Origin of the sequence: Pseudomonas sp. 2957, assembly GCF_031456345.1 — a bacterium.
Lineage (GTDB): Bacteria > Pseudomonadota > Gammaproteobacteria > Pseudomonadales > Pseudomonadaceae > Aquipseudomonas > Aquipseudomonas siliginis.
The window spans coordinates 215,268-233,501 of record NZ_JAVDUL010000006.1 but is presented as its reverse complement, the minus strand read 5'-3'; the positions used below and the strand labels follow the sequence as shown (position 1 = coordinate 233,501).

Annotated in this window: 16 protein-coding genes and 3 tRNA genes; 11 read left to right on the top strand and 8 right to left on the bottom strand. The window is 58.4% G+C overall.

The features are described 5' to 3' along the window. Positions 1-35 precede the first annotated feature (35 nt). Both J2Y39_RS22095 and xerC read left to right on the top strand, forming a co-directional pair. The gene (locus J2Y39_RS22095) at positions 36-242 is read left to right on the top strand and encodes a DUF4224 domain-containing protein (protein WP_056785291.1); all 207 of its coding nucleotides are present in this window, start codon (positions 36-38) and stop codon (positions 240-242) included. A gap of 1 nt (position 243) precedes the next feature. Next, positions 244-1,275 (top strand): tyrosine-type recombinase/integrase, encoded by a 1,032-nt coding sequence (gene xerC, locus J2Y39_RS22090; protein ID WP_310219714.1) that lies wholly within the window; start codon positions 244-246, stop codon positions 1,273-1,275. 82 nt (positions 1,276-1,357) lie between these two features. Here the strand turns inward: xerC and J2Y39_RS22085 are convergent. Continuing rightward, a tRNA-Leu gene (locus J2Y39_RS22085) sits at positions 1,358-1,444 on the bottom strand. Between the two features lie 490 nt (positions 1,445-1,934). Between J2Y39_RS22085 and J2Y39_RS22080 the strand changes: the two genes are divergently transcribed. Then, positions 1,935-2,468 (top strand): GAF domain-containing protein, encoded by a 534-nt coding sequence (locus J2Y39_RS22080; protein ID WP_164488345.1) that lies wholly within the window; start codon positions 1,935-1,937, stop codon positions 2,466-2,468. A gap of 86 nt (positions 2,469-2,554) precedes the next feature. On the opposite strand, the gene J2Y39_RS22075 is transcribed toward J2Y39_RS22080, so the two are convergent. The 6 genes from J2Y39_RS22075 to J2Y39_RS22050 form a co-directional block, all read right to left on the bottom strand. Beyond that, a tRNA-Cys gene (locus tag J2Y39_RS22075) sits at positions 2,555-2,628 on the bottom strand. Positions 2,629-2,674: 46 nt separating this feature from the next. Then, positions 2,675-2,750: transfer RNA gene (locus tag J2Y39_RS22070), tRNA-Gly, on the bottom strand. Positions 2,751-2,810: 60 nt separating this feature from the next. After that, entirely contained in the window at positions 2,811-3,371 is a 561-nt protein-coding gene (pgsA, locus tag J2Y39_RS22065; RefSeq protein WP_041478738.1) for a CDP-diacylglycerol--glycerol-3-phosphate 3-phosphatidyltransferase, read from the bottom strand. 32 nt (positions 3,372-3,403) lie between these two features. Further along, the gene (uvrC, locus tag J2Y39_RS22060) at positions 3,404-5,227 is read right to left on the bottom strand and encodes an excinuclease ABC subunit UvrC (RefSeq protein WP_150635509.1); all 1,824 of its coding nucleotides are present in this window, start codon (positions 5,225-5,227) and stop codon (positions 3,404-3,406) included. Between the two features lie 2 nt (positions 5,228-5,229). Beyond that, positions 5,230-5,871, bottom strand: coding sequence for a UvrY/SirA/GacA family response regulator transcription factor (gene uvrY, locus J2Y39_RS22055; RefSeq protein ID WP_024012761.1), 642 nt, complete (start codon positions 5,869-5,871; stop codon positions 5,230-5,232). Between the two features lie 127 nt (positions 5,872-5,998). Then, positions 5,999-6,442: a GNAT family N-acetyltransferase gene (locus J2Y39_RS22050; protein WP_310219709.1), complete on the bottom strand. Its 444-nt coding sequence runs from the start codon at positions 6,440-6,442 to the stop codon at positions 5,999-6,001. Between the two features lie 605 nt (positions 6,443-7,047). On the opposite strand from J2Y39_RS22050, the gene J2Y39_RS22045 reads away from it, so the two are divergent. Continuing rightward, entirely contained in the window at positions 7,048-8,121 is a 1,074-nt protein-coding gene (locus J2Y39_RS22045) for a 3-deoxy-7-phosphoheptulonate synthase (protein ID WP_310219708.1), read from the top strand. Positions 8,122-8,175: 54 nt separating this feature from the next. Here the strand turns inward: J2Y39_RS22045 and J2Y39_RS22040 are convergent, their stop codons facing one another. Beyond that, positions 8,176-9,255, bottom strand: coding sequence for a hypothetical protein (locus tag J2Y39_RS22040; RefSeq protein WP_310219707.1), 1,080 nt, complete (start codon positions 9,253-9,255; stop codon positions 8,176-8,178). Positions 9,256-9,589: 334 nt separating this feature from the next. On the opposite strand from J2Y39_RS22040, the gene J2Y39_RS22035 reads away from it, so the two are divergent. From J2Y39_RS22035 to J2Y39_RS22005, 7 genes are all read left to right on the top strand, one after another. After that, a complete protein-coding gene (locus tag J2Y39_RS22035) occupies positions 9,590-10,459 on the top strand; it encodes a triacylglycerol lipase (protein ID WP_310219961.1) in 870 nt (289 codons plus the stop codon). Between the two features lie 95 nt (positions 10,460-10,554). After that, the gene (locus tag J2Y39_RS22030) at positions 10,555-10,836 is read left to right on the top strand and encodes a peptidylprolyl isomerase (protein ID WP_041478733.1); all 282 of its coding nucleotides are present in this window, start codon (positions 10,555-10,557) and stop codon (positions 10,834-10,836) included. A gap of 131 nt (positions 10,837-10,967) precedes the next feature. Further along, positions 10,968-12,836, top strand: coding sequence for an extracellular solute-binding protein (locus J2Y39_RS22025; RefSeq protein WP_310219704.1), 1,869 nt, complete (start codon positions 10,968-10,970; stop codon positions 12,834-12,836). After that, the gene (locus J2Y39_RS22020) at positions 12,836-13,897 is read left to right on the top strand and encodes a microcin C ABC transporter permease YejB (protein ID WP_039758569.1); all 1,062 of its coding nucleotides are present in this window, start codon (positions 12,836-12,838) and stop codon (positions 13,895-13,897) included. The genes J2Y39_RS22025 and J2Y39_RS22020 overlap by 1 nt, the downstream gene beginning before the upstream one ends. Further along, positions 13,897-14,919 (top strand): ABC transporter permease, encoded by a 1,023-nt coding sequence (locus tag J2Y39_RS22015; RefSeq protein WP_041478730.1) that lies wholly within the window; start codon positions 13,897-13,899, stop codon positions 14,917-14,919. Before J2Y39_RS22020 ends, J2Y39_RS22015 begins: the two co-directional genes overlap by 1 nt. 9 nt (positions 14,920-14,928) lie before the next feature. Beyond that, a complete protein-coding gene (locus J2Y39_RS22010) occupies positions 14,929-16,503 on the top strand; it encodes an ABC transporter ATP-binding protein (RefSeq protein ID WP_310219703.1) in 1,575 nt (524 codons plus the stop codon). A gap of 132 nt (positions 16,504-16,635) precedes the next feature. After that, positions 16,636-18,051, top strand: coding sequence for a sigma 54-interacting transcriptional regulator (locus tag J2Y39_RS22005; protein ID WP_310219702.1), 1,416 nt, complete (start codon positions 16,636-16,638; stop codon positions 18,049-18,051). The last annotated feature ends 183 nt before the right edge of the window (positions 18,052-18,234 follow it).

Here is an 18,234-nt window from a genome sequence, read left to right as displayed (position 1 = left end):
CACCTTCTGCCGCCACGCGCGGCATGGAGCATCACATGACCATCCAGTTTCTATCTCACGAGGAGGTTTGCGAGCTCACCGGCGCGCGGACCAAGGCAGGTCAGATCCTCAACCTGAAAAAGAATGGCGTTCGCCATACGATTAAAGTGAACGGTTGGCCGAGTGTCACCGCGATGGCGGTCACCGCCGTCGGCGCATTTGAATCAGAAAAGCCCGTATGGAAATCACGTAAGGCCAGCTGACATGGGAAGACGACCAAGTAAACCCGGCTCGATCGCCAGGCTGCGGGAACGCAAGAAAGCCAGCGGCCGGGTGTTTTACTACTACGACACGGGCGGCAAGGACCGCAAGGAAATTCCACTGGGCAGCGACTACGGCTTGGCGATCATGGAGTACGCGAAGCTAGAGCGTGATCGCACCGCAAGCGATCTGGTCGCTAAGGTCATCACGTTCCGCTACGTCGCCGAAAAATACATGGTCGACGTCGTCCCCACCAAAGGCACAGCCACCCAGGCTGACAACAAGCGCGAGCTGAAGAATCTGATCGCTTTCTTCGACGACCCGCCCGCGCCGCTGGAAACGATCGAGCCGTTGCACGTACGCCAGTACCTGACATGGCGCAAGTCCGCGCCGGTGCGCGCGAACCGCGAGAAGGCACTGCTCAGCGCCATCTGGAATTACGCTCGGGACAAGGGTTACACGTCTCTTGCCAATCCATGCGCGGGCATCAAGGGCAACAAGGAAACTGGCCGGGACACGTATGTCGAGGATGCGCTATTCAAGCGCGTGCACGACAAGGCAGATGTGGGCCTGCAAGACGCAATGGACCTCGCCTATCTCACCGGGCAACGCGTGACTGATACTCGGCTGATGGACGAGCGCGACGTGCGCGACGGGCAGATTTGGGTTCTGCAGGGCAAAACAAAGGCGAAGCGTCGGATCGAGATAACTGGGGAGCTGAAGGTTTTGATTGATCGAATCATGTCCCGGAAGTCAGAACACAAGGTCCGCTCGACGCGGCTGATCGTTACGGAGGACGGCACACCGATGACAGTGGCGATGTTGCGCAGGAGATTCGACTTGGCCAGGGAGGCGGCCGGCGTGCCGAAAGCGGAGTTTCAGATGCGCGACTTGCGCGCCAAGGCGGGTACCGATAAGGCGGAATCCAGTGGTGATATCTTGCAAGCCAGAGATCAACTTGGGCATACGACGGTGGTGATGACCGAGCAGTACATCCGCAATCGAAAGGGCAAAAAGGTCATGCCTACCAAGTGAATTGCGGACCAAGTTCGAAATAGCTGACCAGAAACAAACAAGGGCTTGCATCAGCTTTCACCCGCAAACCCTTGATTTAAGATGGTGCCCGAAGCCGGAATCGAACCGGCACGCCCTTACGAGCGGGGGATTTTAAGTCCCATGCGTCTACCAGTTTCGCCATTCGGGCGGTAGCGCGGTATTGCTCTGCTCAGCCTTGCGGTTGGATCCTGACAGGATGACCGCTTGAAAAGCCGAGCGGGGAATATATACATCACGTCCCGGTGAAGCAAGTTTGGAGTGCGCGATTTGAGAACTAAATATCGCTGACCGCAGAAAATCAAAAAGCCTCAGAAATCAGGGAGCTACGGAGTTTGCTTGAAGTAGAGGCCGAGGTAACTGGCAAATCGCAGCAACCAGACTGGAAATTGTGGCGATAAACTCAAAAGATTCAGATGCTCACCATCACCTTGGCTGCACGGGTGACAGATGTTTCATCGATTGAGATTATGAGCAGGCAACCCAAGTCTGGACGGGATGTCTACGCTAAAGGTTGGCGCCGAAATCAATAATCAAAGGGTATCAGCACGCCCCCCTTCAACCACGATCACGCCTCACAGAACGTCACCAGAGCAGAGCTCAGGGATGTACAAGCAATCAGGAGATTTGATTCCATGCAAATGAGTGACACCGTTCTAAAAGCGTCTTTAAGCCAAGAGGAGCGCTCGGCGATCGCCGAGATCGAAGCGACCACCAATATCCTGCAGCTTGTCACCCGCCTGACCGGTACACGCTTTGCCGGAATCGCAAAATTCACGGAAACGGAATGGATCGTCTGTTCGGCATACGATCCGATTGAACTGGGAATAAACGTCGGCGATACGCTGGATCTGGAAACTACGCTCTGCAGTGAGTTTCGACGAAATCCTCAAGCCCTCTTCCTTCCACAAATCAGCAAGGATGGACGACTTTCGTCACGTCCTGTGGTGAAGCAGTATTCAATTGAAAGCTACGCAGGCGCGCCTGTTTTCCTGCCGGACGGAAGACTATGGGGTGCCCTATGTGCTCTGGATTCAAGGGCCGTTCTGTTTGATAACCCGGATCTTGCGGACACACTGACGTTATTCGCACGCCTTATTGGCTGCATCTTTTTCTCGAATCTGACGGTGGAAGGTGCCAGCCATATCAAGACCGGGGCGTGTCTGACTGAGTGACCCTCCATAAACGATGCGGAACACCACACTTTTTCCACAAGCAACAAAAAACCCCGTAGATCATTGATCTACGGGGTTTTTGATAGTGGAGGCCGAGGTCGGAATCGAACCGGCGTAGGTGGATTTGCAATCCACTGCATAACCATTTTGCTACTCGGCCTCAAAGTATTTGCTGTCAGTAGCGCAACAACAAACACTGTACAAATTGGAGCGGGAAACGAGACTCGAACTCGCGACCCCGACCTTGGCAAGGTCGTGCTCTACCAACTGAGCTATTCCCGCTTGGTGTGGCGCATTCTATAGAATTAAGAAGCCCCGTCAACCCCTTGATTCAAAAAACTTTTATTTCTTTTCGACATCGGTCTTCAGGTGCGGCCAGGCGGCGCGAAGGTATTGAACCATCGACCACAGGGTCAGCCCTGCCGAGACGATCAGCAGCGTATAACCGAGCACGACCCAGAAGCTCAATGCCTTTGGATGAGCCAGCAGAATTACCAGCGCGAGCATCTGCGCAGCGGTTTTCCATTTGCCGAGATTGGAAACCGCTACCTGCGCTCGGGCGCCGAGTTCGGCCATCCATTCGCGCAGCGCCGAAATCACGATCTCGCGACCGATGATGACTGCTGCGGGCAGCGTGAGCCAGAGATTGCCGTGTTCCTGCACCAGCAAGACCAGGGCAACAGCGACCATCAGCTTGTCGGCGACCGGATCGAGAAACGCCCCGAACGGTGTGCTTTGCTCCAATCGGCGCGCCAGATAACCATCGAGCCAGTCGGTTGCAGCCGCAAAGGCAAAAACCGAAGCGGAGGCCATGTAACTCCATTGGTAAGGCAGATAGAACAGCAATATGAAGATCGGGATGAGCAGGACGCGTAGAACGGTAATCAGATTAGGGATATTCATCGGCACAACTGGCTACGAGGTGAAGGGGCATTCTACTCACTATGCAGGTTCGCATAAATCGACTCAGCGAGCTTTTTACTGATCCCCGGGGCTTTGGCGATCTCTTCGATGCTTGCACGAGACAGCTCCTGCAATCCACCAAAATGTTTCAACAGGTCACGGCGGCGCGTTGGCCCTACCCCTGCGACACCCTCAAGCGTCGAGGTTCGGCGGGTCTTGCCGCGACGGGCTCGATGGCCCGTGATTGCGAAGCGGTGCGCCTCATCGCGGATCTGCTGAATCAGGTGCAATGCGGGCGAATCGCCGCGCAAGGTGAACTCGTGCGCTGCATCATTCAGATACAACGTTTCGAAACCGGCCTTGCGCGTGGCCCCCTTGGCTACGCCCAACAGGATCAGATCCGGTACGGCCAGTTCGTTGAGCACATCGCGGGCCATCGACAATTGGCCCTTGCCACCGTCGACCAGCAGGATGTCCGGCAACTTGCCCTCGCCGTCCTTGAGTTTGCTGAACCGGCGGGTCAGCGCCTGGTGCATGGCCGCATAATCGTCGCCGGCGGTGACGCCTTCGATGTTGTAGCGGCGGTAATCCGACTTGATCGCACCTTCCGGCCCGAACACCACGCAGGAGGCAACCGTCGCTTCGCCGCTGGAATGACTGATGTCGTAGCATTCCAAACGTTGCGGCGGCTCATCCAGATTCAGCACTTCGGCCAGCGCGTCGAATCGCGCGGCGGTGTGCTGACGGTTGGCCAGACGCGCGCCCAACGCTTGCTCAGCGTTGGTCACGGCCAGTTGCTGCCAGCGCGCACGGGTACCGCGCACCCGATGGCTGATGGCCAATTCGCGGCCGCGCAAGGTATGAATCCCTTCGATCAGCGCTGGAAAATCTTCGTGAACCACATTCACGATCAACTCGCTCGGCAAATCCCGCTCGGGGCTGCTGATGTAGTACTGGCCGAGAAACGCCGCCATGACTTCGGAAACGTTTTCCTCGATGCCGACCTGCGGGAAAAAATTCTTGCTGCCCAGCACTCGCCCGCCGCGCACGCTGATCAGGTGAACACAGGCGCCGCCGGGGTTGACGAATGCGGCAATAACGTCGATATCGCCGGTTCCGCCTTCCATGCTCTGCTGGTCCTGTACCCGGCGCAGCAACCCGATCTGGTCGCGCAATTCGGCCGCGCGCTCGAACTCGAGATTGATCGCTGCCTCTTCCATCGCCGTGGACAGCTCGTTGGTCAGCGCATGGCTGCGACCTTCGAGGAACATCACCGAGTGGCGCACGTCTTCGGCGTAGACGTCAGGCTCGACCAACCCCACGCACGGCGCCTTGCAGCGTTTGATCTGGTATTGCAGGCACGGACGGGTGCGGTTCCTGTAATAGCTGTCTTCGCACTGGCGAACGAAAAAGGTTTTTTGCAGGATGCTCAGGCTTTCGCGTATGGCACCGGCACTCGGATATGGGCCGAAATACTTGCCCTTGGCCTTTTTTGCCCCGCGATGGATGCTCAGGCGCGGAAACTGCCCGTCGGAGAGAAACACGTACGGATAGGATTTATCGTCGCGCAGCAGGATGTTGTACGGCGGGCGCCACTCCTTGATCAGCGTCTGTTCCAGCAGCAGCGCTTCGGTTTCGTTGGCGGTGATGGTCGTCTCGACCTGAGCGATACGGCCGACCAGTGCGGCCGTCTTCGGCGCCAGCCCGGTCTTGCGAAAGTAGCTCGCCAGACGTTTCTTCAGGTTTTTCGCTTTGCCGACATAGAGCAGGCGCGCTTCGCTGTCGAACATGCGATAGACGCCGGGCCGACCGCTGACGGTCGACAGGAAAGCACTGGAATCAAATTTCTCGGTCATGGTCAGGCGCTGGCATCCACCATGCCGTGACGCACCGCGAGCAGTGTCAACTCGACGTCGCTGCTGATCGAAAGCTTCTCGAAAATGCGATAGCGGTAGGTATTCACGGTTTTCGGCGACAGGCACAACTTGTCGGAAATGATCTGGACCTTCTGGCAACCGACAATCATCAACGCAATCTGGATTTCCCGCTCGGACAACGCATCGAACGGCGAATCATTGGTGGGCTGGAATGATTTGATTGCCAACTGCTGAGCGATCTGCGGACTGATGTAACGCTGCCCGGCGAAGACCAGACGAATGGCCTGAACCATTTCCGGCAGACCCGCGCCCTTGGTCAGGTAACCAGCCGCCCCGGCCTGCAGCAAACGCGTCGGGAAAGGGTCTTCCTCGCACACCGTAACGGCAACCACCTTGATGTCCGGGTGGCTGCGCAGCAGCTTCCGCGTGGCTTCGAGGCCGCCAATGCCGGGCATCTTGACGTCCATGAGCACTACGTCAGGCTTCAATTCACGGGCCTTGATCAGGGACTCTTCACCTGACTCGGCCTGACCCACCACCTGCAGGCCATCGATATCGGCCAGCATTCGTGTAATGCCTGTGCGAACGAGATCATGGTCGTCGACCACTAGCACCCTAATCAAGCAGACACCTCGCGATATGGTCTTATTGGGATGCCGGACACCTTAGCAAAAAGTGCCAGACAGACCTAGCGGAAAGCCGCATTTAAAAAGTTTCAATTCATCATTCAGGGCTTGCCGGCTGTGGGTTTCAGAGCACAGCTGTACTCAAATCGAGCTGCATCCTGAGGAAACACTCATCCCTGCCCACGATGCGCAGTCCTTTGCGTGCATACAGTTCTTGCGCCCGGTTATTGTCAAACACTGTCAGTCGCAGTGCCGGTCGTCTTGCCTGACGAGCCATTTCGGTAACTTGACCAATGGCCCAGGAACCGGCGCCCTGCCCTTGCCAGAGATGATCAATCTGCAATTCGCGTATGTACAGCGCCCGCGCATCCTGGCTCAGACTGAAAAAACCGATCGCCAGTTCATCCTGGAGGATCATCCAGTTGTCACGATACTGCCAGCCTGCGTCGAACGCCTCGTCCTGCCACAACAGGTCGTGCTCAATGTAATAGCGCAGCATGTTGCGACAGGTCAGATCCCGCGCAAAAGCAAGATCATCACGGGTGGCATGCCGGATTCGATAACTCATTCAGCTTTCTCCATGACTGCAAAGTTGCCCTTCACCCGCATGGTTTGCCAGTGATAGGCGTTTTGAGCGGCGGGCAATAGCATTTTCTGATTGCTGATGCGTATCAGCGTCGAGTAAGCTCGGCGCATTCAACGGAGACAGCACATGTTCAACACCCTTCCACAGTCTTGCACCAACAGCGCCCTGCGCTCGGTTGCGGCTGCCCGGGTGAATCACACTTGCGCTCCTGACAACTTTTATTTTGGGTATTGGTTTAGCCACTGGCGCGCCTGATACCCAAACGGCGCCCATGATAACGGGTCGCCTACCAGAGATTTCTCAACCCCCGGTCGGCCTCCCGACCGGGGGTTTTGTTTTTTCAGGCCCATCACTTTCAGCGACACACCACATTTCGAGGATTACACCATGAACTACGCCACTTATTACCGTTACGACAGCTTTAGCGCCTGGCGATTTACCAGCCTCCGCTCGGGACAGCCTGCCGCCTCCGATCGGTCACCCACAGGTGGCAAACACACATGCCTAGCCAGTACGGCCATTTGTCGAACACCCCAGTAGGGCCGATTGCGCGGGAAAGACCCGCCATCCGCCCAGGAAGACCGAACATGAACTCTTCAGTTTCCGCTTTGCCGCTATCCACAATCGATTCTGCCAACGAAGCGCTGACCCTGCGTCTGCCCAGCTCGTTGCAGCTCAAACAGCAATTGCCGCTCAGCCATTCCCTGCATCAACAGGTCAACACTCATCGCCAGGCGGTGCGCGCCATCCTTGACGGTGAAGACCCACGCCTGCTGGTCATCGTTGGCCCCTGCTCTATCCATGACCCGCAATCAGCAATCGAATACGCCAGCAAACTCGCTCGCTTGGCCGAGGATGTCAGCGGTGAAATGCTGCTGGTGATGCGGGCGTACGTTGAAAAGCCGCGTACGACAGTTGGCTGGAAAGGTCTGGCCTACGATCCGCATCTGGACGGCACTGACGACATGGCTACCGGCCTGACGCTGTCGCGCGAACTGATGCTGGAAATGATCCAGCTCGGACTTCCGGTCGCTACCGAACTCCTGCAACCCATGGCCGCCGGCTACTTTGATGACCTGCTGAGCTGGGTGGCCATTGGAGCCCGCACCACCGAGTCGCAGATCCACCGCGAAATGGCCAGTGGCTTGAACATGCCGGTGGGCTTCAAGAACGGCACCGACGGCGGCGCCGCCGTTGCTGTCGACGCCATGCGCTCGGCAGGCCATGCGCATCGGCACTTCGGCGTGGACAGCCAAGGGCATCCAGCGATCGTGCAGACAGCCGGCAACGCTGACACCCACATTGTGCTGCGCGGTGGCCATCAAGGGCCGAACTACGATGCAACCAGCGTAGCCAACATCAGCGCCGAACTCAGCCGACTGAAGATTCCCAGCCGGATCATGGTCGATTGCAGCCATGCCAACAGCGGCAAGGATCCACTGCGTCAGCCAGCCGTCTTCAACGAGGTGCTTGAACAACGCCTGCGTGGCAACCACTCGCTGATCGGCATGATGCTCGAATCTCATCTGTTCGAAGGCTGCCAGCCGCTGAGCACCTCTCTACGCTACGGCGTATCGATCACTGATGGCTGCCTCGGCTTTGACGCAACGGAACATTTGCTGACCGACGCCGCACGGCGCCTCGCTAACGCCAGGGCCTGATCGCAGATCGCCCTCCCGTTCCATACGAAGCGCGGAGGGCCGACCTTCCCCGGGTTATGCCACTATGCTGATCCGCCTCACGGCAGATTGCTGACTGGTATCGTCCAGACGTTCGATGGTGTAGGCAATTTCCACCGTCGTGCCGTGGTGCTCGCGCCAGAACCGATGGGGAACAATGAAACTCACCGGTTGCCCGGCCGTCTCCCGAGTGATTTCAAGATCATCGCGATGACTGAAAAAATCACCATCGCACTTGAGATAGACCAACTCGTCTTCCTGCACCAGCGGGTCTTCAATCAGAATGGAAACCCCCTCTATCGAGTCCTTCACCGACAGCACATCATCGATCGCCCCAACAATATCCGGCGCGGCCAGTTCAGCACGCACTGCCGGCCCAATGAAAACCGTCGCAGGCTCCGAGGTTCGGATGGCTCCACAGCGCTGTTCAACACGGTAGGCGACCACCACCTCGCCACCACGATGCGCTTCGACGTAGCTGGCCGGCACCCAGAAGGACAGGCTTTGCGCGACGGCGCAGGCCTCGACCTTCAACGAGTCGGTGAATATTTCAGGCGAAGCATCTCCATGCCACGACAGCATGATCCGGTCGCCCGCTGACATCCGAGCGTAAGGCTGCAGGGTCACCAGGGTGCCTTCGACCACTCGCGACGGCTCCAGCGCTCCGTTTACCGAGCCCTCTATTTGCGGCGCCAACAGATGCGGTCCAACGTCCCCGACAGACAGTTGCAGGCGAGCAGATTCCACTGCCTTGGGTGCGGACGCACTTTGAAGTGCCCAGTAAACCTCAAGCGAACCCCCGTCCAGCGCAGCGACATGCATGGCCCTGATGACGAAGATGACGTCTTTGCCAACCTGGGCCTGGCTGATGAATCGAACACTCTCGTATTGATAGGCAAAGCCTTCGATATCCAGCCCCTCCCAAGACAGCACGATCTGATCGCCGCAGCTCATGTTGGCATAAGGGGAAATGCGAACGATGGCCTTGGCCAGCGAAGGATCCAACACGCTCCCTTGGAGCCCGTCAATCGTTGGCGCGACCAGAGGTTCGATAGACACTTCGGCAACCATCGGCTGGCGCATCCGCCAGCAAAACTCGATTTCATGGCTATTCATTTTCGCTTCCACTCCCTGGAAAACGTGCCGCCCCGAATGACGACACTGACATCTACATTGAGGACCTCTTTGAACGTTCCGGATGTCAGCCGAATCCACCGCGACAACGGCGTAACCGCTACTCGCAAAGTAGGCAACAGCAGAGGTCACGCGGTTATGCCGACAAACGACCCACTGAACTTCCGATTCGGATTTCACAGCTCTCCGAAATTTCGTACGCCTCGTAGTCCATTTTCAAACGCAATGTGAAGCCTCTTCGTACTTCTTCAACGGGATGAGTGTTTTAGAGTGGCCCGGTGATTTCCCGATGAACTTCTACGAAAAAGGTAAGAACATGCAACGGAATGCTACAACTCGTTATCCCATCCTGTTGGTCCACGGTCTGTTCGGGTTCGAGCGTATCGGTCATTGCGAGCTGTTCCATGACGTCAAGTCCGTGCTGAAAACGGCCGGCTGTCGATTGTTTGTTCCACACCTTTCGGCCACCCACGACAATGAAATGAGGGGCGAGCAACTGCTGTCACAGATTGCTTGCGTGTTGCGAGGCACAGGCGCGAAGAAAGTCAACCTAATAGGACACAGTCAAGGCGCACTCGCTGCACGCTATGCGGCGGCGCTTGCACCAGACGTCGTTGCTTCGGTCACCTCCGTCAGTGGCCCGAACCATGGCTCGGAGCTCGCCGACTTCCTGCGCAGGGCACTGATTCCAGGCAAGCTTCCCGAAGCCGTCGCACAGAACGTGGCGACACAATTTGCCGACTTGCTGTCACTACTGAGCGGCAGCGTGACATTGCCGCAGAATGCGTTAGCCGCACTCAACGCATTGACCACGGTCGGCGTCGGTCAATTCAATGACAAATTTCCCCAGGGACTGCCGCAAACCTGGGGCGGGCATGGTCCTGAGCAAGTCAACGGCGTGCGCTACTACTCGTGGAGCGGGGTTGTTGCGCAATCCACGTTGCCAGTGCTGGATCCGGTTCAAGCAACCTGCCGGGTCCTGTCGCAATATTTCACCACCGAACCCCAGCAGAATGATGGTTTCGTCGGACGCTTCAGTAGCCATCTCGGCCAAGTGATCCGCTCCGATTACCCAATGGATCATTTGGCCAGCCTGCGGCGGAGCGCGGGCACAAAAGCGCCCTCGCCGGATCCGATCGACCTGTACGTCGAACATGCCCAGCGTCTGCAAGCGGCGGATCTATGAATCGGGCAAGGAACGCAGAATGGAACTTTGCCGAGAATTCGCCGACTGATTCCGGTACGCTCCACCTTTTATTGAAACAGTTCGGAGAATTCCCCATGGCCAAAGCCACTGCCCGCCACATCCTGGTTTCCAGCGAAGACAAGTGCAACGAACTCAAGGCTCAGATCGAAGCCGGCGCCGATTTCGCTGAAGTCGCCAAAGCCAACTCCACCTGCCCGTCCAGCCGTCAGGGCGGCGATCTGGGCTCGTTCGGTCCAGGCCAGATGGTCAAGGAATTCGACACCGTGGTATTCAGCGCGCCGATCAACGTCGTGCAAGGCCCGGTGAAGACCCAGTTCGGTTATCACCTGCTGGAAGTCACCAGCCGTCAGGACTGATTCGTCGTCCGATTGCTGACAACGGCCCGCCTTCTGGTGGGCCGTTGTGTTTCAGTTACATATACGGCTGGCGAGTGGCGCGCGGCTCGCGTACAACTTGCGCTTATCGATTTTGCGTTCCAAGGCTGACGATGCGACTGGTTTTTCCCACACTGATGCTCACCGCCCTCGCCTTTCTCATTGGCGCCGCTGGCGTGAACGCTGCCCCGCAACACGCACTGACCGTTTACGGCGAACCGGCCAAATACCCCGCCGGTTTCAGCCATTTCGACTACACCAATCCGCAAGCGCCGAAGGGCGGGACGATGCGGCGCTCGGCCATCGAGATCGGCCACTTCGACCATTTGCTGCCTTATATAGACAAAGGCATCGGCGTGACGCAGATCGACGGCCTGCTGTACTCGCCGCTGGCCCAACGCTCGCTGGACGAGCCTTACACCGTCTATGGTCTGGTTGCGCAGAAGATGGAACGTTCGGACGATGGTCTTTCGCTACGTTTCTTCATCAACCCGAAGGCGCGCTTTGCCGATGGCAAACCGATTACCGCCGAAGACGTGCGCTACACCTACAACCTTCTGATGACCCAGGGCAGCCTGCGTTATCGCACCCAGTTCGCCGACGTCAAAGGCGTCGACATCGAGGCACCGCTGACCGTGCGCTTCGACTTCAAAAGTAACGAAAACCGAACTTTGCCGCTGGACATCGCGACCTTGCCGGTATTCCCCGAACACTGGTGGAAGAGCCGCGATTTCGCCAGCGGCGGTGGTTATGAACCGCCGCTGGGCAGCGGGCCGTACCGGGTTGGCAAGGTCGACTCCGGGCGCAGCATCACTTTCGAACGCAATGGCGACTGGTGGGGCAAGGACCTGCCGGTCAGCCGCGGCCTGTACAACTTCGACCATTTCAGCATCGAGTACTTCGGCGACACCGATGTCGCCCGCCAGGTGCTGCGTGGTGGCGCCTATGACTACAACCGCGAGTTTTCCGCGACCGGCTATTCGATCGGCTACGACAGCCCTGCCCTCAGCGATGGCCGTTTGCAGAAAGCCCACCTCGCCACTGAAGCGCCGCAATCGGCCCAGGGTTTCGTGTTCAACCTGCAAAAGCCGATGTTCCAGGACCGCCGCGTGCGCCAGGCACTGGCGATGCTCTGGGATTTCGAATGGAGCAACCGGCAGATGATGCGTAACGTCTATATCCGCCAGCAGAGTTACTTCTCCAACACCGATCTCGCCGCCCGGCAGTTGCCCGATGCGCAGGAGTTGAAAATCCTTGAACCGCTGCGCGGTCAGGTGCCTGCTGAAGTGTTCAGCAAAGTCTTCGAAGCACCGAAGACCGACGGCAGCGGCATCATCCGTGACAAGCAGTTGCAAGCCTTGGAACTGCTCGAGCAGGCTGGCTGGAAACCGGATGGCGACCAGTTGGTCAACAGCGCCGGCGAACCGCTGAGCTTCTCTTTTCTGGTCAGCCAGAATGGAATGGACCGCCTGCTGTTGCCTTACAAGCGCACGCTGAAACAGATCGGCATCGAGCTCAATATCCGCCGCATCGACGCCTCGCAATACGTCAATCGCCTGATGAGCCGCGACTACGACATGATCGTCACCGGCTATCCCGTTACCACTTCTCCGGGCGGCGAGTTGCTCAACTACTTCGGCTCGGCAGCGGCCAACGATCCGGGCGCGAACAACTACATGGTGCTGAAAAATCCGGCAGTCGACACTTTGATCAACGGCCTGATTCGCGCCTCGACCCAATCGGACATGCTGCATTACGCCCATGCGCTGGACCGGGTGCTGCAATGGAACTACTACTGGATTCCCAACTATTACCCGCCGGGCACCTCGACCGTGTGGTGGAACCGCTTCGGCATTCCCACGGTGCAGGCGAGCAACGACGAAGCCATCGAGAGCTGGTGGGAAATCAGCCGCACGCCGCTGACCAATCAGCAAATGACCGCTGAGAAAATCAGTCGCGGCAGACCCGGAGGGCCGCACTGATGTGGGGTTACATACTGCGGCGCCTGCTGCTGATCATTCCGACGCTGGTGATCATCCTGCTGGTCAATTTCGTCATCATTCAGGCCGCGCCCGGCGGACCGGTCGAACAAGCCATCGCCCACCTGCAAGGCATTGGCGGCGCCAGTGTCGGCGGCGGTGCCAGTGAGACCTCGAGCAACGCTTCGCGCGCCAGCCGTGGCCTCGACCCGCAGCTGATCAAGGACATCGAAAAGCAGTACGGCTTCGACAAACCGGCCCACGAGCGTCTGTGGCTGATGCTGAAGAATTACGCGCAACTGGACTTCGGCAAGAGCTTCTTCCGTGGCGCAACAGTCACCGACCTGATTCTGGAAAAGATGCCGGTGACCATTTCGCTCGGGCTGTGGGCGACGCTGATCACCTATCTCGTGTCGATCCCACTGGGCATCCGCAAGGCTGTGCACCACGGCAGCCATTTCGATATCTGGAGCAGCACGGCGATCATCATCGGTTACGCCATGCCGGCGTTTCTGTTCGCGATGTTCCTGATCGTCGTATTCGCCGGCGGCACTTCGCTCAACTGGTTTCCGGTGCGCGGGCTGGTGTCGGACAACTTCGAATCGCTGTCGACACTGGGCAAGATTGCCGATTACTTCTGGCATCTGGTGCTGCCGGTCACGGCGCTGGTGATCGGTGGATTCGCGACGCTGACGATCCTTACAAAAAACTCGTTCCTCAATGAAATCACCCGACAGTACGTAGTAACGGCCCGCGCCAAAGGCTTGAGCGAACGCCGCGTGCTGTACGGACACGTGTTTCGCAACGCCATGCTGTTGGTGGTCTCGGGGATACCTCAGGCGTTCATCAGTGTGTTCTTCGCCGGCTCACTGCTGATCGAAGTGATCTTCTCCCTCGATGGCCTTGGGCGCATGAGTTACGAAGCAGCGGTATCGCGGGATTATCCAGTGGTGTTCGGTTCACTGTTCATCTTCACCCTGTTCGGCCTGCTGATAAAACTGATCGGCGACCTGTGCTACACCCTGGTCGACCCGCGTATCGACTTCGCCGCGAGGAATGCCTGATGTTCAAGCTCTCGCCTTTGGGTCGTCGCCGTTTCGAACGGTTCAAGAAAAACCGTCGTGGCTGGTGGTCGCTGTGGCTGTTCATCGGCCTGTTCATCCTGACGCTGGGTGGCGAGTTGATCGCCAACGACAAACCGTTGATGGTCAGTTATCAGGGCCAGTGGTACTTCCCGGTGTTCAAGCGCCATACCGAACAGGAGTTCGGCGGGCAACTGCCGTTTCAGGCCGATTATCGCAGCGAGTACGTGCAGAATCTGATACGCAAGGACGGTGGCTGGTTGCTGTTCCCGCCGATCCCGTTCAGCGACGACACCCCCAACTATGATCTGAACAAACCGGCGCCAAGTCCGCCGACTTCGGTGAACTGGCTGGGCACCGACGATCAGGCGCGCGATGTGCTGGCGCGGGTCATCTTTGGCGCTCGGGTGTCGATTCTGTTTGCCTTGATGCTGACATTTGTCAGTGCGCTGATCGGTATCGCCGCCGGCGCATTGCAGGGGTATTACGGTGGCTGGGTCGACCTGCTTGGACAACGCGTGCTGGAAGTCTGGTCGGGGCTGCCGGTGCTGTATCTGCTGATCATCCTCTCCGGGTTCGTCGAGCCGAATTTCTGGTGGCTGCTGGGGATCATGGCGCTGTTTTCCTGGTTGGCGCTGGTGGACGTGGTGCGCGCCGAGTTCCTGCGCGGGCGCAATCTGGAGTACGTCAAAGCCGCACGCGCCCTGGGCCTGACTGACCGTAAAGTAATCTTCCGACACATCCTGCCCAACGCAATGAATGCGACGCTCAGCTACCTGCCGTTCATTCTGACCGGGGCCATTTCGACGCTGACCGCGCTGGATTTCCTCGGCTTCGGCATGCCGGCCGGCAGCGCTTCGCTGGGTGAACTGATCGGTCAGGGCAAGCAGAACCTGCAAGCACCGTGGCTCGGGTTGACCGCGTTCTTTACCCTGGCGCTGATCCTCTCCTTGTTGGTATTCATCGGCGAAGCGCTACGTGACGCTTTTGACCCTCGATCCTGAAGCGTGACCATGACTGAAAACCTGATTGAAATCCGCCACCTCAATGTCGCCTTCCATGGTCAGACTGTGGTGCGTGACCTGTGCCTGGATATCCGCCCCGGTGAGTGCCTGGCTCTGGTCGGCGAATCGGGCTCGGGAAAATCGGTGACCGCGCATTCGATCCTGCAACTGCTGCCTGAGAGCGAGGCGCAAACCCGTGGCAGCATCCGCTATCGCGGGCAGGAACTGCTCGGTGCTGATCCGAAGGTCTTGCGAGAACTGCGCGGCAATCGCATCGCCATGATCTTTCAGGAGCCGATGACTTCGCTCAATCCGTTGCACACCATCGAAAAGCAGATCGGCGAAACTCTGTTGCTGCACCGCGGCCTCGGCGGCAAGCAAGCGCAGCAGCGCATTCTCGAATTGCTCGGACTGGTCGGCATTCAAAAGCCCAAGGAACGCCTGAAAGCCTATCCGCATCAACTCTCTGGCGGGCAACGGCAACGGGTGATGATCGCCATGGCCCTGGCCTGCGAACCGGAGTTGTTGATTGCCGACGAGCCGACAACGGCACTGGATGTCACCGTGCAGCGCAAGATTCTCTTGCTGCTCAAGTCCCTGCAACAGCGCCTGGGCATGTCGCTGCTGCTGATCAGTCACGATCTCAATCTGGTGCGCAGCATCGCGCAGCGGGTGTGTGTGATGAAGGCTGGTGAGATCGTCGAGCAGGCACCCTGCGAAACCCTGTTCACCGAACCCAAACACCCTTACAGCTGCGTGCTGTTGAACGCTGAGCCGGAAGGTGAAGCCCTGCCCCGTGACGAACGTGAAAATGTGCTGGAAGTCGCTGACCTGCGCGTCGATTTCCAGGTCGGCGGCGGGCTGTTCAGGCACAAGCAGTATCTGCGCGCAGTCGATGGCATCAGTCTGAATATTCAGCGCGGCAAGACCTTGGGCATTGTTGGCGAATCCGGTTCGGGCAAGTCGACGCTGGGTCAGGCGATCCTGCGCTTGCTGGATTCCGAGGGCAGCATTCGCTTTCAGGGCGAAGCGCTGGACGGCCTCAATCAAAAGCAGCTGCGGCCGTGGCGGCGGCAGATGCAGGTGGTGTTTCAGGACCCGTTTGGCAGCCTGAGCCCGCGCATGTCGGTGGCACAGATCATCAGCGAAGGTCTGGAAGTGCATTGCGAGTCGACCGCTAATGAATGTGATGAGCAAGTGATTCGCGTGCTCAGGGAAGTCGGCCTCGACCCGGAAAGCCGCCATCGCTACCCGCATGAATTTTCCGGCGGCCAACGCCAGCGCATCGCCATCGCCCGGGCCTTGGTGCTGAAACCGGCGCTGATCCTGCTCGATGAACCGACCTCGGCCCTCGACCGCACTGTGCAGAAACAAGTGGTCGCCCTGCTCCGTGATTTGCAGGAAAAATACGGTTTGACCTACCTGTTTATCAGCCATGATCTGGCGGTGGTGCGCGCGTTGGCACACGACATGATCGTGATCAAGGACGGCCAGGTGGTAGAGCGTGGTGCCAGTCACGACGTGTTTGACAACCCGCAACATCCCTACACCAAAGAGCTGTTGGCGGCGGCGCATCCGGGGTAGGTTTTTTTCTGTAAATCCGCGGCGCGGCATTCGCGAGCAGGCTCGCTCCCACATTGGAATGCAGTCCCCTGTGAGAGCGAGCCTGCTCGCGAAGGGACCGGTACCAGCAACAAACAATCAGGATCAGCCTCAATGAACACCACCGAAAGCCTCAAGGACTACCAACGGGTACGCACCCTGGCGATCCGTTCGCTGTTCGAGATCATCGAGCAATCCAGCGAAGGCACGGTGATTGTTGACCGCGATGCGAATATCGTCTGGATGAACGAACGCTACGCCCGGCGCTTTGGTCTCGATTCAGCGGCAGGCGCTATCGGCAAGCCTTGCGAAAGCGTGATCCCCGGGAGTTTGCTGCGCGAGGTGGTGCGCACCGGTCGGCCGATTCTGCTGGACATGCAGGACACCCCAAAGGAACCGCTGGTGGTGATGCGCCTGCCGATCCACGACGATGCCGGCAGCGTGATCGGCGCCATCGGTTTTGCCCTGTTCGACGAGTTGCGCACGCTGTCGCCGATGCTCAAGCGTTACCTGAGCATGCAGGAAGAACTCGCCTCGACCCGCTCACTGCTGCGTGCGCGGCAGACCAAATACAACTTCGCCCATTTCATCGGTACCAGCGCCGCCAGCCTTGAAGTCAAACGACGTGCGCGACGAAGCGCCAGCGCTGATTCGCCCGTGTTGCTGTTGGGAGAAACCGGCACTGGAAAAGAGTTACTCGCACAAGCCATTCACAGCGCTTCGCCGCGCGCGCACAAAGCCTTCGTCAGTATCAACAGCGCGGCAATTCCAGAGGCGCTGCTGGAAGCCGAATTTTTCGGCACGGCACCCGGCGCCTTCACCGGCGCTGACCGCAAGGGCCGCATCGGTAAATTACAAATCGCTCAGGGTGGCACACTGTTTCTCGACGAGATCGGCGATATGCCGCTACCGCTGCAAAGCAAACTGTTGCGCGTGTTGCAGGAAAAGGAGTTCGAGCCGGTCGGCTCCAATGAAGTGATTCAGAGCGATGTGCGGGTAATCGCCGCGACGTCGACGGATTTGCAGGCAGCGATCAAGCGCGGCGAATTTCGCGCCGATTTGTACTACCGCCTCAATGTGCTGCCGATCCAGGTGCCGCCGCTGCGCGAACGTCTCGAAGATCTGCCGGCGCTGAGCGAGGCGATTCTCGAAGAACTGCGCAGCCAGCATGAACTGCACCGCGATGCGCTGGCGCTGTTGGGCCAGCATGCCTGGCCGGGCAACATCCGTGAGTTGCGCAATGTGTTGGAGCGGGCGGCGTTGCTCAGTGATGACCTCATGCTGACCGAGCAGGATATTCGCGGGGCGATTGGCACGTTTACTCCCGTTGCGCGGACGTCCGAGCCGAGCACGCACGCATCGGCTCGGGAGACATTCGCGCAGGCGCGGGCGCGCTTTGATCGGCAGTTGATCGAATCGACCCTGGCGCAATGCGCGGGGAAGGTACCGGAGGCTGCGGTTCGGCTGGGTCTGGGGCGGTCGACGCTGTACAAGAAAATGGCTGCGCTGGGGATTGTCGAGTCTACATAAAGAGATATCGAATCTCTGTATGAAGACAAAACAAAAGCTTCGCGAGCAGGCTCGCTCCCACAGGGGAATGCATGTCATATGTGGGAGCGAGCCTGCTCGCGAAGGCTCCGGCCCATTCAAAGAAAATCTCAACTAAGAGACAAAAACAGCTTCGAGAACTCGACCGAGATCTAATTTCCTTAT